Origin of the sequence: Marinactinospora thermotolerans DSM 45154 (genome assembly GCF_900167435.1) — a bacterium.
Lineage (GTDB): Bacteria > Actinomycetota > Actinomycetes > Streptosporangiales > Streptosporangiaceae > Marinactinospora > Marinactinospora thermotolerans.
The window spans coordinates 1-13,415 of the sequence record NZ_FUWS01000013.1; the positions used below are offsets into that span (position 1 = coordinate 1).

Sequence of the window (13,415 nt, forward strand, 5' to 3'; positions counted from 1 at the left end):
GCTGGATCGTTGATGGGGGGTTTCTGGATCTCCCGCGGACACGGCGAAGGGCGTCGAGGGTCGGTGTGCGCCGACCAACCCTGACGCCCTTCTGAGTGCACTCTCCGTCCACCTGGACGACCAGTCCCGCCTTCGCGCGGACAACCCGTCAAACGCGGCCCCGACCGGCTGCTCACCGACGCCGAACCGGTCTGCGTCGCGGTGGCCCAGGTCCTGCTACGCCATGACTCCAAGCGTCACTGGATACGCGCCGCCCCCGCCCGTATCGGCCACCTCTTGCCCCGCCGGCCAGACCCGTCCGAATACGACCCTCACCCGCGCGATCCGGGACCAGCCCCACGCACGGCAGCGATCCAGCCCGGCCGCCCAAAGTGACGGAAGGGGGCTCCCGGGTGACGGACCGGGCCGGTTGACGTAGTTTAGGTATGCCTTACTCCTCGGCCTCCCCCCGCCGGGACCCCCCGCCTCCTGTTGCCCACACGCGCCGATCCCCTTCGAGGAACCATGCTGCTGGAACAACACCGCAGGGATGTCTGCCTCGCCGTCCGCCGTCTCGCCGGTGACGGCCCGGTCCCGGGCGAGTCCCCGACCGTCAGCGTCCGCGCCGGCGAGCTCGTCGTGGTGACCCCGGCCGGTGTCGCCCCCGACCGCACCGAGCCCGCCGACTGCCCGGTCCTCTCCCTGGACGGCCGCCTCCTGGAGGGCCGTCGCGACCCCGCGGCGGAGACCACGATGCACCTCGCGGTGCACCGCACCGGTGACGCCGGTGCCGTTGTCCGCGCCGGCTCCCCCGCCGCCGCCGCGGTCGCGGCCACGCTCGCCGAGCTTCCGCCGATCCACCACGCCGCCGCCCGGCTGGGCGGCGCCATCCCCGTCACGCCCTACGCCACCTACGGCACCGGCGAACTCGCCGACCAGGTCTGCAAGGCCCTGGCCGGCCGCAACGCCGCGCTCTTGGCCAACCACGGCGGAATCGCCCTGGGCGCCGACCTGGGACAGGCCATCGAGCGCTTCGGCCTGTTGGAGTGGCTGTGTGACGTCTACATCCGGGCCCGGACACTGGGCGCCCCCCGCGTCCTCACCGAGGACGAACTCGCCGAGGTCCGGCACCGCGACACCTACGGCTGGGGCGGCCCCGACATCGTGTGAACGCGCCCGGAGCGGGTGCGCGACGGGACCGCCGGGCGCTTCCGCCGGTCCCGCCGGGGGTCACTCCTCGTCGTCGACCGGCTCGTCCGGCAGTGTCCAGGCGAGGTAGGCCGCGGGAAAGCCCACGTGCAGGAACGTGGCCAACCCGATCAGCGGGATCAGGACCCGCGCGGGGACGTCGATCTCCCCGCCCCAGGCGGCGCAGGCCGCCACCCACAGCACGAGCAGGGACACCCTGGTCACCCCGTGCGAGACCGTGCGTGCCCGGGTGTGCCAGGCGAGCTGGCGCTCGTCCAGAGCCCGGGTCCCTATCTCGGTGATGAGCCGGGTCGCGATGTTCACCTGACTCGCCAGGTAGCACGTGAGGACGGTCAGCACCCCCAGCGCCAGGAGGAGCCCCCAGGGGCGCGACGACGGCGTCACCGCGCCGAACACGGCCAGGGTGGCCACGGTGGCCGCCGCCTCCGCCATCACCAGCTTCCTGCGTCTGCTCCGCGGCGCCCAGCGGCGGCGGAGCCGTTCGTTGCCCAGCGCCTGTTCCAGCGCCCCGGCGAACAGCCGGTCCCACCAGCCTCCGACGCCGACCTCGCCAGCGCGTTCCCGCACCGTTCCCATACTCCTACTCCCCACTGCCGATCCGGGGGAAGGGCGTGATCGAGAAGACCACTTCCACCGGAACCTCGAAGTAACGCGCGATCCGCAGCGCGAGGTACAGGCTGGGGCTGTACTCCCCGCGCTCCAGATAGCCCACGGTCTGGTAGTGCACGCCCAGTGCCTCGGCGAGCTGGCGCCGGGAGACGCCCCGCTCGGCCCGCAGCACCGCGATGCGGTTGTAGATCGTCTCGCTCGCGACGCCCGCCTTCGTCCTGCTCCGCGGGCTCGTCCGTTCAGTTCCGGCCACGTCGGCTCCCCCTAGGTTTCCGGAGGGAACAGCAGGGCGTCAGGCCCACCGGAACGACCCACGCCGGCTCAGACCACACGCTGCATCACCTTGTGCTTGCGCGCCTCCATGGCCGCCCCCGACTCCCGGCGCGCCATCCGGCGCAGCACGATCGGGGCGAGGATCAGGCCGACCACCGCCCAGGCGCCGAGCACCCCCACGGTCTCCAGGGTCCGCCAGGACTCCCCGATCTCCACGGCCAGCGCGGTGTCGGGCAGGAAGGCCGAACGCATTCCCAGCCCGAGCCAGTAGAGCGGGAAGACCTGGGCGGCCGTCTGGATCCAGCCGGGGAACCCGTCGATCGGGGCGAAGACCCCCGAGATCACGATCAGGCCCATGATCGGGACCAGCATGATGCCCGTGGCGACACGCGGGTTGGTGAACAACGCCCCGGCGATCGCCCCATAGGGGAGGGTCGCCAGGAGACCGAGCAGGGTGACCCACAGCGCCGTCGGCAGGGTGGAGATCCCGTTGCCGAGCATGCCGTCGATCAGGAACAGGCCGGGGAGCAGGATCACCAGCATGGACAGCAGCGTCATCAGCGAGACGCTGACCACCTTGCCGGTGAGGTAGCCGGCGACTCCGCCGGGCAGCGCCCGGCAACGGAGCAGCGTGCCGTCCTCGCGCTCGATCGACAGGTACTGGGCCATCGACGTGACCCCTCCGAAGACGATCATCGTGGCGAGGGCGCCGGGAAGTCCGATCATGCCGAGGGAGATCGCCCCCGCCGCCGGTTCGTTACGGTCGAGGAAGGACAGGATCACCAGCATGATCACGCTGTTGAGCAGATAGGAGGCCAGGTCCGAAGGCGTCCTCAGGGTCTGGCGGAACTCGATCCAGCCACGGGCGATCCCGATCCGGAGCGTGTGGGCCGCCGATGTCATCGTGTCTCCTTCTCGAAGGCCATGGCGGCCTCGTCCGTTCGTCCGGTCTCGTGGCGGTGGACCAGGGACAGGTAGACGTCCTCCAGGGTCGCCCGCCGGACCTCCAGGTCGGTGACCGCGTCGCCGTACTGGTCGAAGAGGTCGCGGACGAAGGCGGTGGCGTCGTCCGCGGTGTGCACGTAGCGGTCTCCACCCCTGGTCCACCGGATCTCGGCGTCGCGGGCGACACCGCGCGCCAGCGTCTCGGCGCTGCCGTCGGCGACGATGCGGCCACCCGCCAGGATGAGGATGCGGTCGGCGAGCTTCTCCGCCTCGTCCAGGTCGTGGGTGGTCAGCAGGACCGTGGTGTCCTCCAGGTCCGACAGGCGGTGCACCAGATCGTGGAAGTCCCGGCGCGCCTCCGGGTCGAACCCGGCCGTCGGCTCGTCCAGGAACAGCAGCTCCGGCCGTCCCACGATCCCGATCGCCACGTCCAGTCGGCGCCGTTGGCCCCCCGACAGCATCGAGACCCGCTTGTTCGCGTGCTGCTCCAGGCCGACCGTGGAGATCAGCTCGTCCACGTCACGGGGTCGGACGCGATCCGGCTCGGAGTGGGGCCGGTAGTGGGCGGCGAGGTGGCCGAGGAGCTCCCGGACCCGCCACTTCCCGTGGTCGCGCCACGACTGGAGCACGATCCCCAGACGGGACCGCCACCTCTCGTCCCCCTCCGCGGGGTCCGTTCCCAGCACCCGCACATGACCGGAGGAACGGGCCCGGAATCCCTCCAGGATCTCGATGGTCGTCGTCTTGCCGGCCCCGTTGGGACCGAGCAGAGCCAGCACCTCGCCGCGCCGCGCGGTGAAGTCCACCCCTTTCAGCACCTCCACCTGCCCGTAACGCATCCACAGGTCACGGACCTCGACCACGGTCTCGGTGGACCCGATGCGCGCGGGGACGGCGCGCGGCTCGTTCACCACTGTCACAGGTCTCCTCTTGTCTATCGTTTCCCTATGACTATTGATAGCACATGTACTACATATCGAAAAAGAGATGCTTCCCTACCGCATGACAGGACGGCGATGGACGTGGTGATCGGGACAAGGGTGGGCCCGAAGGCCCCGCGGGAAACCGGGGTTCAGCCGGTGAGGGCGCGCACGATCGCCTCACCCAGGACGAACGCCCCCATCCCCGCGGCGACGGTCACCGCGGCGTTGATCACGGCGAGGAGGAACCGCCGCCCCACCGCGAGCTGGAAGGTCTCGTAGGCGAAGGTCGAATAGGTGGTGAAGGCGCCGAGGAAACCCGTGACGACCAGGACCATCCCCCAACCGGGCAGCGTCAGCGCGCCCACCATCCCGATGAGCAGGCAGCCCACGACGTTGACGACATGCGTCCCCCAGGGAAACGCCGAGTCGTGCCGGGCCTGCACGAACCGGCTCACGAGATACCGCAACGGCGCGCCGACCGCCGCGCCGACCGCGACGAGCAGCACGCTCACCGCCGGCCCCCCACCGGACGGGAGCGGACGATCAGCGAGGCGGCGGCGCTGCCCAGCGCCACGGCGGCCAGTGCGGCGAACAACGTCAGGGCCAGGTAGCCGAGCCCGGCCGCGGCGTCGCCCCTTTCAAGCAGCATCCCGGCGTCGGCCGCGTAGGTGGAGAAGGTGGTGTACCCCCCGAGGAAGCCGGTTCCCAGGAAGGCCTGCGTGAGCCGGCGCTGAGGCCACAGGGCCGCGGCGAACACCATCAGGACGCCGATCAGGAAGGAGCCGCTGACGTTGACCAGCAACGTGACCCAGGGGAGCCCCGTCTCGGAAACGCCGGGCACGGCACCGGCCAGGCACCGGGCGACCGCCCCAAGGGCGCCGCCGAGGGAGACCGCGACGAGCACGGCCCCCGTTCCCGGGTTCTCCGTTCGCCTACCGGAACCGTCCATCCCCGTGCCCCCTGTCGGCGTCCCGGCCCGGGTCAGGACGCGACGTGTGCCACCAGCAGTTCGTTGACCCGATCCGCCCGTTCGACGTTGACCAGGTGCGCGGCCCCCGAGACCACCTCGAAGCGGGCGCCGGGGATGCCGTTGCTCAACCGGCGGCCGTGCCCCGGCGGAAGGACGGGGTCGTGCGCGGCGGACACCACCACCGTGGGCGCCCGCACCCTCGACAACGCCGCGCGCTGGTCGCCCTCGGCCAGAGCGTCACAGCATCCCGCGTACCCCTGCCGGTCCACCGACTCGAACTCCTCGACCATCCGGGCGAGGATGTCGGGACGGCGGTCCACGAAGGCCGGCGTGAACCAGGAGCGGGTCACCTCCTCGACCACCGCGACCGTTCCCCCGGCCCGCGTCTGCGAAGCCAGACGCTGCCACCGGCGCGCCGGCGGCGCCCACGCGGACGTCGCCAGCAGGGCCAGTCGGTGCACCCGATCAGGCTCTCGGGCCGCCAGCCAAGTGGCCAACATACCTCCCAGGCCGGCGCCGATCACGGAGAAGCGTTCGAGTTCGCACGTGTCGAGAAGGGCCAGCAGATCCCCGCCGAGTTCGGCGACGCTGTAGGCGCCCTGGGGGGCGGGAGAGCCGCCGTGCCCACGATGGTTGACGCGCAGGACGCGCAGGTCGCGGGTGAGGTCGGGCATCTGGGGTTCCCACATGGACCACTTCGCGCCGAGGTGGGGCAGCAGCAGTACCACCGGCGCATGTCGGGGCCCGTCAAACCGGTACTGAAGGGGAACGACGGCCATGTACGACCTCCTGGACAGCCGGTCAAAAGCCTACCGCCAATCCCAGGTGGTGTAGGGGCCTTTCCCGCACTGGACCGCCTCCACCGCCCTTCCTCCGCGGCACACCCGTGACGCCGCTCCCATCGTGGCCGGTGGCGTGTCGGCGGTCCCCCGCGACGCCCCGCCGGTCCCCTTCCGAGCGGTCCGACAGCCGCGTTCCGGTGCCCGGTCCCGCCTTCCTCGCCGGCGACCGCCCCTCCCCGAGAGCAGGGTCCCCCATGTTCCGCGTGGACGACGCGCCCAGGGAGATCGACCCCGGATTGCGGACGGGAATCGACCGCAATTCTCCATAACCTCGGTCTCCCGAGCAACGGAAGGACGGACACCATGACAGCCCTGGAGACGACCTCGCCCACCGGCGAGCGCGCCGACCTGATGTCGATCCTGGCCGAACAGCGCGCCACCCTCCGGCTGACCGTGCGCGGCCTGGACGACGTGTCGGCCTCGCGGCGCACGACCGCGAGCGAACTGACGCTCGCCGGGTTGATCAAACACGTCACGCGGACCGAACGCGGCTGGGTGGACATCATGTCCGGCCGCGCCGGAACGGACCGGCCACGGGAGTCGGCGCGTGAGCAGCGGAAGGCGTGGGCGGACGACTTCCACATGACGGCCGGGGAGACGCTGGCCGGTCTGCTCGACGATTACGCGCGGGCGGCGCGGGAGACCGCGGAGGCCCTCGCCGCACTGCCCGATCTGGACCGGCTCTGCCCCCTGCCCCCGGCTCCCTGGTTCCCTCCGGGAAGCGCCTGGTCGGTCAGGCGGATCCTGCTCCACTTGATCAGGGAGACCTCCCAGCACGCCGGGCACGCCGACATCATCCGCGAGTCGCTGGACGGGGCGTCCACCACCGCGGCCTGGGGCGAGGGCGCCCTCCAGGGGTGACCCGCCGGCGTGGGGAAGGGGAGGACCGCTGCTGCGCGGTCCTCCCCTTCCCCACGCCGGCCTTTCGGGCTAGGCTTCCCACCACGGTGACGATGTACCACTTCGCGCTTGGAGGGTCGGCGCACCCCTCTTACGGCTCAGCCGACTAGCGGAGCCTGCCCTTCTTCTCCTCGCGGTCATCGTCGCGATCCTCCTGCTCGCCCTGCTCTGCGGACTCGTCGCCTTCGCCGTCACCCTCGGCCGGGGCTACGCCCGCCTCCTGCTCCGCCGCCTTGAGTCGGGTCCCTCCCCCGAGGGGCGGGCCCCTCCGGGGAGGGACCCCCGGGCCGGACCGGTGCCGGGCGTGGAGAACCGCTTCACGGGGTCGGCTTCGGGAACCGTCGTCCAGAGCGGATCGATCGCGAACCTGCACCTCCACCTATATGCCGCGCGGGCCGAGGAGGAACGGACGCCGACCTCACCGGGAAGCCCCGGCGCTCCCCGGTGAGGTCCGTCGGCTCACGGGTTCTCGGAGAGGGTCAGTCCGTAGTAGTCGGCCTGGTAGCGGTGTCGGCCGCCCTCGCCGTCGAGGACCGTGATCGTCTCGGCGGAGTCGATCAGGGAGAGGTCCCCGGGCGAGGGGATGCCCAGCGCCTTGGCCGTCTCGACCAGCATCCAGGCCAGCCGCGTGCCGTCGGCCTCGCCGGGGGCGAACCCGTCGGAGTGGTAGGCGACCCGCTCAAGGTGGTCCAGCCGCGCCGGTCTCTCGGCGGCGGATATCCAGCCCAGGTCGGGCAGGCCCAGGGACGCGAGGTTGATCCCCTCCCCCTCCAGCGGGTACACCGCGAGTTCCAGGGTCCCCTCGCAGGCGATGTGGAAGACCCACGGCCCGTGGGTGCCCGGAATCCTGCCGTGGACGCCCAGGGACAGCCCGATCCCCAGGGCCAGGGTCTCGGCGGGCAGGTTGCGCAGGAAGTCGGCCAGGGTCCGGGCGAACTCCGCCCAGTCGCCGGCGCGCCACTTCCCGGGGATCCCCAGTCCGGCGTTCTCCCCGGCGTTCGAGGTGGCGAAGAAGCCGCTCAGGGCGTAGGGGGCACCATGCCCCTGCCGCCACATCCAGCCCTCGACGGGGTCGTTGGGGAAGAGGAGGAGTTCGGGACCGCCGGCACCGGCGTGCACCTCCAGCGTCGTCCCCGTCCTCTGGTCGCGCCAACGCCGGAAGGGCGCTCCCCAGCCCGGGGGAGAGTCGAAGAAGGGACCGAGGTTGCCGTAGGAACCGATGATGGACGCCGGACGGCCCAGAGCCTGGTGGACGAGGCCGGCGGCGCGAGCGAAGGCGTGGGCCTTCTCCTGCGGACCGCCCTCGATCCTGGCCAACGGGACATGCAGACCGACGAACTCCTCGGTGTCCGTGTAGTCGCTCTCATACCGGCCGACCGGACGCAGCCAGGCGTCTCCAGCGGGCAGTCCGGTGCGCAGCCGCGGCGGCGTCCCCTCGTCCCACTCCCACCCCAGGGTCGCGGCCACCCGACGCAGGTCCCCCTCCCGCCAGTCCCCGGGGCGGGCCTCACGGAGCCTGCGCGCGAGTTCCCGCACGTCGCTGTCGTCCACGTGGATGTCCGGCATTCGGTTCCCTCAGGTCGTCGGTGTCGGGATCGCGGTGATCCTGGCACCCTCCTACGACACGGAACCGCCCAGTGGTGGCGGGCCACCGCCGGCAGGCGCAGGGGCGGCGCGAAGGGCGGGAAGCGGGCGGAGGAACGGGGAGAAGGGCGCGGACACGCGAAAGCGCGAGGGCCGCCTCCGTGTCCCCCCTCAAAATCACGGAGACGGCCCTCGCCTCGGGAACGGCCGCGGACTCCTCCCCCCTGGAGCCGGCGGCCTCTATAAAGTTCGCGAAGCGGATGGAGAGTGCTTATCTCTCCCTCGCTGGTACATAGATTATCCAGCCTCACCTGCCAGGACAACCGTCGGTGACAGTCAATTACTTAAAGTAATCGCCAGGACTGGTTCTCATCCAGGCCAAGTCCTGACGCGCCCTCCTTCAGCAGGGGGGTGACGCGCCGCGCACGGCAGACGCACATAGCCTGGACAGGTGCGCTTTCCTCTACTCCAGCCTCGCTGGCTCGGACTCCACCTGATCGCCGTGCTCGCCGTGGTCGGCTGCGCCCTGCTGGGCTATTGGCAGTTCGAACGCTCCCAGGAGCCCTCGCGTGAGGCCATCACCAACCCGGTGGAGGACCTCGCCAACGCCAGCGCGCTCGGCGACATGCTCGCTCCCGGAGAGTACATGCCGCAGACGCTGGCGAACGAAGCCGTCACCGCCACGGGCGAGTACGACCCCGGCTCCCAGCTCCTGTCGCCGGCGCTGTCACCCGAGGGCGAGGAGGGCTACAACGTGATCGTCCCCCTCGTCACCGACGAGGGCGTCGCCGTCATCGTCAACCGGGGCTGGATCCCCGAGGCGACCACCGCCGAGGACCTCGACACGCTCCCGTCCGGAGAGGTCACCGTGGACGGCTGGCTGATGATGCCACAGGACCAGGCGTCCGAGGGGTATTCGGCGATGTCCGTCCCCGAAGGCCAGATCGAGCGCATCTCCCCGGCGTTGCTCGTCAACGAGTGGCCCTATCAGCTCTATGGCGGATACGTCGCGCTGTCGGAGCACAGCCCCGGCGGCGCCGGCTCGACGCCGGGGCTGAGCGAGATGCCACCGCCGCCGCCCGAGACCAAGATCACCTGGAACTTCCGCAACCTCAGCTACGCGGCCCAGTGGCTGGTCTTCGCGGTGGCCGCGATCGCCTTCTGGGTCTCGCTGATGCGACGCGAACTCGCGGACCACCGTTCCGAAGGGGCCGGCCCCGGCAGCGGCGCACCCGGTTCCGCCTCGGCGGACGAGCCTCAGCGTTCGGCGGTCGGCGTCGAGGCCGACTGAGGCGTGGCCTCGGCCGCCTTCTCCTGGCGGACGATGCGGTGCTCGACGAAGAAACCGAGCACCGGGATCGTGCCGGCGAGCATGACCCCGACCGTCCGCAGGGCGGGCCACTTGCGATCCATCGCCAGCCACAGCACGACCAGCACGTAGACCATGTAGATGTACCCATGGGGGATGGCGATCGCCGGCATGAGCCAGGTGTCTTCGTCGTAGAGGTACTTCACCGGCATGGCGACGAAGGTGAGCAGCAGCAGCCACACACCCGTCACATAGGCCAGCACCCGATACAGCGTGAGCGGGAGACGCTTCTTTTCCACAGAGGGCACCTCGGACTAGGGACGGCACACGCCCTCAGCGGCGCCCGAGGGAACGGGCACCGCCGAGGGCGTTCTTCCTCCCTGAGCCTAAGTGCTGTGGTGAGCAGCCGTTATCCGGGTTCGTCACAGCGTCTGGGCGGAGCGCTCCGGGCTCTTCCACCGCCCGTCGGACTTCGCCGTCCACGCCTGCGGGATCGTGCGCAGCGTCAGATAGGCGTCGATCACGCGGACCGGCAGGAAGAACAACCCGTAGACGAGGTAGCCCGGCCGACGCCGGACCATCGCCATGACGCATGTGAGCACGTAGTCGGGGACGAACAGGCCGACCGCGATGACGGTCAGGGGAAGCACCGCCGTGACCGCGGCGTAGCCGCTCTCGTACCACCCGAACGCCAGGACCGCGTCGTCGGTGAGCATCGGCAGCAGGGTGAACACCCCGAGCGCGACCGTGGTCAGCAGGGTCACCGCGACGAGCACGACTTCCAGGATGTAGAAGAACAGCGCGAACCAGAACAGACTCGGCCAGACGCCGTGGCGCCGGACCGTCTGCCAGAAGCCGAGCGTCCAGCGCCGCACCTGGCTGACGTAGTCGCCCAAGGTGAAGGGGTCCTGACAGTAGGCCTTGGTGTCGGGCCGCATCGAGATGCGCCCCAGGCTCTTGTGGTGGACCTCGAAGGTCATGTTGAAGTCCTCGATCACCAGACCTCGCGGGTTGATGTCGATGTGCTTGAGGACGCTGGTCCGGTAGGCGCTGGCGAACCCCGGCACGATGAACGTCGCGCTGGTGAACCGCCAGGTCTGGCCGAAGCGGATCAGGTACTGGAGCAGCCAGTACAGCCGGTCGCGGTAGGCCGAGATGAGCCGTCCCACGACCGTGCGCTCCTTCGGCTTCCACTCGGCCACGACGAAGCCCGCGACCGCGGCGACCGTGGGATCGCCGAACTGCCGCCGGGCCCCCTCGACGTAGTTCTCGTCCAGCTCGGTGTCGGCGTCGAGGATCACCACGCCGTCGTAGTTCTCGATCAGGTCGAACTCGGCGATCACGGCTTCGATGGCGCCCGCCTTGCCGCGGTTGCTGAGCAGCTCCAAGACGTTGACACCGGTCTCGGCGGCGATGTCGGCGGTCGCGTCGTTGGAGCTGTCGGAGACGACGTAGATGTCCCAGCGGTTGAACAGGCGCAGGGCCGACCTGATGGCCCCGTCGATGACGGGCTCCTCGTTGTGGGCCGGGATGATGACGGCCAGGGCCATCGGCTCCGCCGCTGTCCGCGGCGGAGCGGGATCGGCCGTGTCCGATTCCGTCCGGACGGCGACGGCCGTGGTATTCCCCACGTCGTCACCGCCGTCGCCGTCTTGGGCCGAGGAGCGGACCCTGACCAGGGAACGGCCGCGTTCGGCGACCGCGCCGAGGGCCCTGTCCTCGGTCGTGTGCCCGCTCGCGACCGCCCTGGCCCGGCGGCGGGCGAGTGTCTGAATCGACTCGTCTCCCAGACGGAGCAGGCCGACGAAGGACCAGACGAGCAGGTTGACCCCGAACGCCATCCAGAGGAACAGCGGCGCCGGGGTGTCTCCCGTGCCCGCTGAGTCGAGGGCGAAGCGGATCCATTGCACGAACAGGACGACCGCCAACGTCAAGGCGAGCAGTCCCGCGAGCCAACTTCCGATGAAACGTGCCGTTCGCACTGGTTGTCCTCCGGGGTGCAGGCGGGTTCCGGCCGACCGGTAACCGACGAAACCGGCGATATGTTGACGCATCCCCTATGGGACTAGTTCACCGGTGATCGCGACCTATGTAGGCCACGCAAATCCTATGCCCGGACTTGCGACCGCTGTGCCCCATTGATGCAATACCGGAAGGGGCTTAGTTGGCGCCACCTGTTCTACGAACTTTCCTCGTATTCGCTCCTTCACCTTCAAGACCACCGGGAAGCCGAATCATCCACGGAACCATCCGTGAGACGGGCGCAGGGGCCACGTGGTGGACGGCCCTCCCGGTGCCGGCGCCACATCAGGCACACAACGCCTCGGAAGGGAACCACAGTGCGCGTCGCCATGCACCAGCCGCACTATCTGCCCTGGCTGGGGCTCCTTGACAAGGCCGATCGCAGCGACCTGTTCGTTGTGCTCGACCACGTCCAGTACGAACGGAGGGGGTGGCAGAACCGCAACTACATCGCCTCGAAGAGCGGCCCGGTCCTGCTGACGGTCCCCGTGGTCAACCGGAGCCGCAACGAACAGATCCGGGACAAGGTCATCGACCGAACCCGGCCATGGCGGGAAAAACATCTACGGGCTATCTCAGAACACGGCTACCGGACGGCCCCATTCTGGAAGGATTTCGGTCCAGAGATCACCGCCATCTACGACACCGATTGGGAACGCCTCATCGACATCTCATTGGCCACTACTTACTTCATTTTTAACGCCTTCGGGATCACCACCCCGGTTGTCCGTTCCAGTGAACTCGGGGAATTCCCGGGCCAGAAAAGCGAACTCCTGGCCCAGATCTCCGCGAAGGTCGGCGCCGACACCATGCTCTCCGGCGACGGCGCCCGCGGCTACGTCGATCCGGAGGTCTTCCGCCGCTACGGCGTCGAAGTGGAGTGGCAGAACTTCCGGCATCCCGAGTATCCGCAGTTCCACCGCAAGGGAGGGGAGTTCCTGCCCCGGTTGGCCGCTGTGGACCTGCTGCTCAACGCCGGACCCGAAGGGATGGAGCTGGTGCGCGCGGCACGCGTCACCGACGGCTAGATCTCCCGGCGGCACGGCCGCCGTCCCGCCGGCCACGGCATCCCGCATACCTCCCGCGTGACTCCGTACCCGCAATCCCCCTGTTAGGACATGGCATGACGATCGATTGGGCCAAGGAACGGATTCTCATCTTCGCGCCTCACCCCGATGACGAGACGTTGGGGTGCGGCGGGCTGATGAGCAAGGCGAAGGCGGCCGGAGCCGAGGTCTTCGTCCAGTTCATCACGGTGGGCGACACCGCGGACTTCTCCGCGGCGGGGCTGTCCACCGCCGAGGAGCGGTTCCGTGAGATCAAGGAAGTCGCCGACTTCTACCGCTGGGACGACTGGAACATCGCCTTCCCCGGCGACGAGTACCACCTGAAGCTGGACCGGCTGCCACGATTCGAACTGGCCAACGCGATCGAACGCCACAGTCCTCTGGCCATCGCCGAGCTCCGCCCGAGCGTGGTCATCACGCCCCACTGGACGAGCTACAACCAGGACCATCGCGCCACGGCCGAGGCCGTGCACACCGCGCTGCGCCCTTCCGACAACCGGATGCGGCACCATCCTCGCCTGGTCCTGGCCTACGAGGAGGCCGCCGACCAGTGGCGTTACGAGGCCACCACCTCGCCCAACCTCCTCGTGGAACTGACCGAGGAGCATCTCGACGACAAGATCACCGCCATGCGCCTCTACGGAACCCAGATCCACGGGCATCCGCACACCCGCTCGGAGCTGACGCTACGCAGCCTGGCCGCGTTGCGCGGAATGCAGAGCGGGGTGGCCTTCGCCGAGGGCTACCACACGCTGCGCTGGCTGGCCTGAGCCCCGACGCGGC

The 13,415-nt window shown here is 69.8% G+C and carries 15 protein-coding genes and 1 pseudogene; 6 read left to right on the top strand and 10 right to left on the bottom strand.

The genetic code is table 11. The annotated features are described in order from the left end of the window. Nucleotides 1–91 precede the first annotated feature (91 nt). A pseudogene (locus B5D66_RS26620) lies at nucleotides 92–351 on the top strand (IS982 family transposase); the annotation flags it as partial. Between the two features lie 153 nt (nucleotides 352–504). After that, nucleotides 505–1,149 carry a class II aldolase/adducin family protein gene (locus B5D66_RS20925; protein ID WP_078763512.1) on the top strand — a complete coding sequence of 215 codons (645 nt, stop codon included), beginning with the start codon at nucleotides 505–507 and terminating at the stop codon, nucleotides 1,147–1,149. 60 nt (nucleotides 1,150–1,209) lie between these two features. Here the strand turns inward: B5D66_RS20925 and B5D66_RS20930 are convergent, their stop codons facing one another. The 7 genes from B5D66_RS20930 to B5D66_RS20960 all read right to left on the bottom strand — a co-directional run bounded on the left by B5D66_RS20930 (nucleotide 1,210) and on the right by B5D66_RS20960 (nucleotide 5,687). Further along, nucleotides 1,210–1,755, bottom strand: a complete 546-nt coding sequence (locus B5D66_RS20930; RefSeq protein WP_144390239.1) for a hypothetical protein — start codon at nucleotides 1,753–1,755, stop codon at nucleotides 1,210–1,212. A gap of 13 nt (nucleotides 1,756–1,768) precedes the next feature. Continuing rightward, nucleotides 1,769–2,050, bottom strand: a complete 282-nt coding sequence (locus B5D66_RS20935; protein ID WP_078763514.1) for a helix-turn-helix transcriptional regulator — start codon at nucleotides 2,048–2,050, stop codon at nucleotides 1,769–1,771. A gap of 68 nt (nucleotides 2,051–2,118) precedes the next feature. Next, nucleotides 2,119–2,973, bottom strand: coding sequence for an ABC transporter permease (locus tag B5D66_RS20940; RefSeq protein ID WP_078763515.1), 855 nt, complete (start codon nucleotides 2,971–2,973; stop codon nucleotides 2,119–2,121). Continuing rightward, the gene (locus tag B5D66_RS20945) at nucleotides 2,970–3,854 is read right to left on the bottom strand and encodes an ABC transporter ATP-binding protein (protein WP_078763645.1); all 885 of its coding nucleotides are present in this window, start codon (nucleotides 3,852–3,854) and stop codon (nucleotides 2,970–2,972) included. Before B5D66_RS20945 ends, B5D66_RS20940 begins: the two co-directional genes overlap by 4 nt. A gap of 233 nt (nucleotides 3,855–4,087) precedes the next feature. Next, complete coding sequence (gene crcB, locus B5D66_RS20950) at nucleotides 4,088–4,450, bottom strand: fluoride efflux transporter CrcB (RefSeq protein WP_078763516.1); 363 nt, start codon at nucleotides 4,448–4,450, stop codon at nucleotides 4,088–4,090. Then, the gene (locus B5D66_RS20955; RefSeq protein ID WP_200813737.1) at nucleotides 4,447–4,887 is read right to left on the bottom strand and encodes a fluoride efflux transporter FluC; all 441 of its coding nucleotides are present in this window, start codon (nucleotides 4,885–4,887) and stop codon (nucleotides 4,447–4,449) included. Before B5D66_RS20955 ends, crcB begins: the two co-directional genes overlap by 4 nt. A gap of 32 nt (nucleotides 4,888–4,919) precedes the next feature. After that, a complete protein-coding gene (locus tag B5D66_RS20960) occupies nucleotides 4,920–5,687 on the bottom strand; it encodes an alpha/beta fold hydrolase (RefSeq protein ID WP_078763518.1) in 768 nt (255 codons plus the stop codon). A gap of 366 nt (nucleotides 5,688–6,053) precedes the next feature. Between B5D66_RS20960 and B5D66_RS20965 the strand changes: the two genes are divergently transcribed. Continuing rightward, a complete protein-coding gene (locus B5D66_RS20965; RefSeq protein WP_078763519.1) occupies nucleotides 6,054–6,611 on the top strand; it encodes a DinB family protein in 558 nt (185 codons plus the stop codon). 498 nt (nucleotides 6,612–7,109) lie between these two features. Here B5D66_RS20965 and B5D66_RS20970 read toward each other — a convergent pair whose 3' ends face one another. Further along, the gene (locus B5D66_RS20970) at nucleotides 7,110–8,216 is read right to left on the bottom strand and encodes a hypothetical protein (protein ID WP_078763520.1); all 1,107 of its coding nucleotides are present in this window, start codon (nucleotides 8,214–8,216) and stop codon (nucleotides 7,110–7,112) included. Between the two features lie 469 nt (nucleotides 8,217–8,685). Here B5D66_RS20970 and B5D66_RS20975 point away from each other — a divergent pair, with 469 nt between their 5' ends. Beyond that, entirely contained in the window at nucleotides 8,686–9,525 is an 840-nt protein-coding gene (locus B5D66_RS20975) for an SURF1 family protein (RefSeq protein WP_078763521.1), read from the top strand. Here B5D66_RS20975 and B5D66_RS20980 read toward each other — a convergent pair. Both B5D66_RS20980 and B5D66_RS20985 read right to left on the bottom strand, forming a co-directional pair. Further along, nucleotides 9,492–9,842 (bottom strand): DUF3817 domain-containing protein, encoded by a 351-nt coding sequence (locus tag B5D66_RS20980; protein ID WP_078763522.1) that lies wholly within the window; start codon nucleotides 9,840–9,842, stop codon nucleotides 9,492–9,494. The two genes, B5D66_RS20975 and B5D66_RS20980, sit on opposite strands and share 34 nt — an antisense overlap. A 123-nt stretch (nucleotides 9,843–9,965) precedes the next feature. Beyond that, a complete protein-coding gene (locus B5D66_RS20985; protein WP_078763523.1) occupies nucleotides 9,966–11,525 on the bottom strand; it encodes a glycosyltransferase family 2 protein in 1,560 nt (519 codons plus the stop codon). Between the two features lie 369 nt (nucleotides 11,526–11,894). On the opposite strand from B5D66_RS20985, the gene B5D66_RS20990 reads away from it, so the two are divergent. Further along, the gene (locus tag B5D66_RS20990) at nucleotides 11,895–12,593 is read left to right on the top strand and encodes a WbqC family protein (protein WP_200813738.1); all 699 of its coding nucleotides are present in this window, start codon (nucleotides 11,895–11,897) and stop codon (nucleotides 12,591–12,593) included. A 95-nt stretch (nucleotides 12,594–12,688) separates the two neighbouring features. After that, the gene (locus B5D66_RS20995; RefSeq protein ID WP_078763525.1) at nucleotides 12,689–13,402 is read left to right on the top strand and encodes a PIG-L deacetylase family protein; all 714 of its coding nucleotides are present in this window, start codon (nucleotides 12,689–12,691) and stop codon (nucleotides 13,400–13,402) included. Nucleotides 13,403–13,415: the final 13 nt, after the last annotated feature.

Coding starts and splice junctions, on each gene's coding strand:
- B5D66_RS20925 (WP_078763512.1), top strand. CDS start 505: ATGCTGCTGGAACAACACCGCAGGGATGTCTGCCTCGCCGTCCGCCGT.
- B5D66_RS20955 (WP_200813737.1), bottom strand. CDS start 4,887: ATGGACGGTTCCGGTAGGCGAACGGAGAACCCGGGAACGGGGGCCGTG.
- B5D66_RS20970 (WP_078763520.1), bottom strand. CDS start 8,216: ATGCCGGACATCCACGTGGACGACAGCGACGTGCGGGAACTCGCGCGC.
- B5D66_RS20965 (WP_078763519.1), top strand. CDS start 6,054: ATGACAGCCCTGGAGACGACCTCGCCCACCGGCGAGCGCGCCGACCTG.
- B5D66_RS20960 (WP_078763518.1), bottom strand. CDS start 5,687: ATGGCCGTCGTTCCCCTTCAGTACCGGTTTGACGGGCCCCGACATGCG.
- B5D66_RS20945 (WP_078763645.1), bottom strand. CDS start 3,854: ATGCGTTACGGGCAGGTGGAGGTGCTGAAAGGGGTGGACTTCACCGCG.
- B5D66_RS20995 (WP_078763525.1), top strand. CDS start 12,689: ATGACGATCGATTGGGCCAAGGAACGGATTCTCATCTTCGCGCCTCAC.
- B5D66_RS20940 (WP_078763515.1), bottom strand. CDS start 2,973: ATGACATCGGCGGCCCACACGCTCCGGATCGGGATCGCCCGTGGCTGG.
- B5D66_RS20990 (WP_200813738.1), top strand. CDS start 11,895: ATGCACCAGCCGCACTATCTGCCCTGGCTGGGGCTCCTTGACAAGGCC.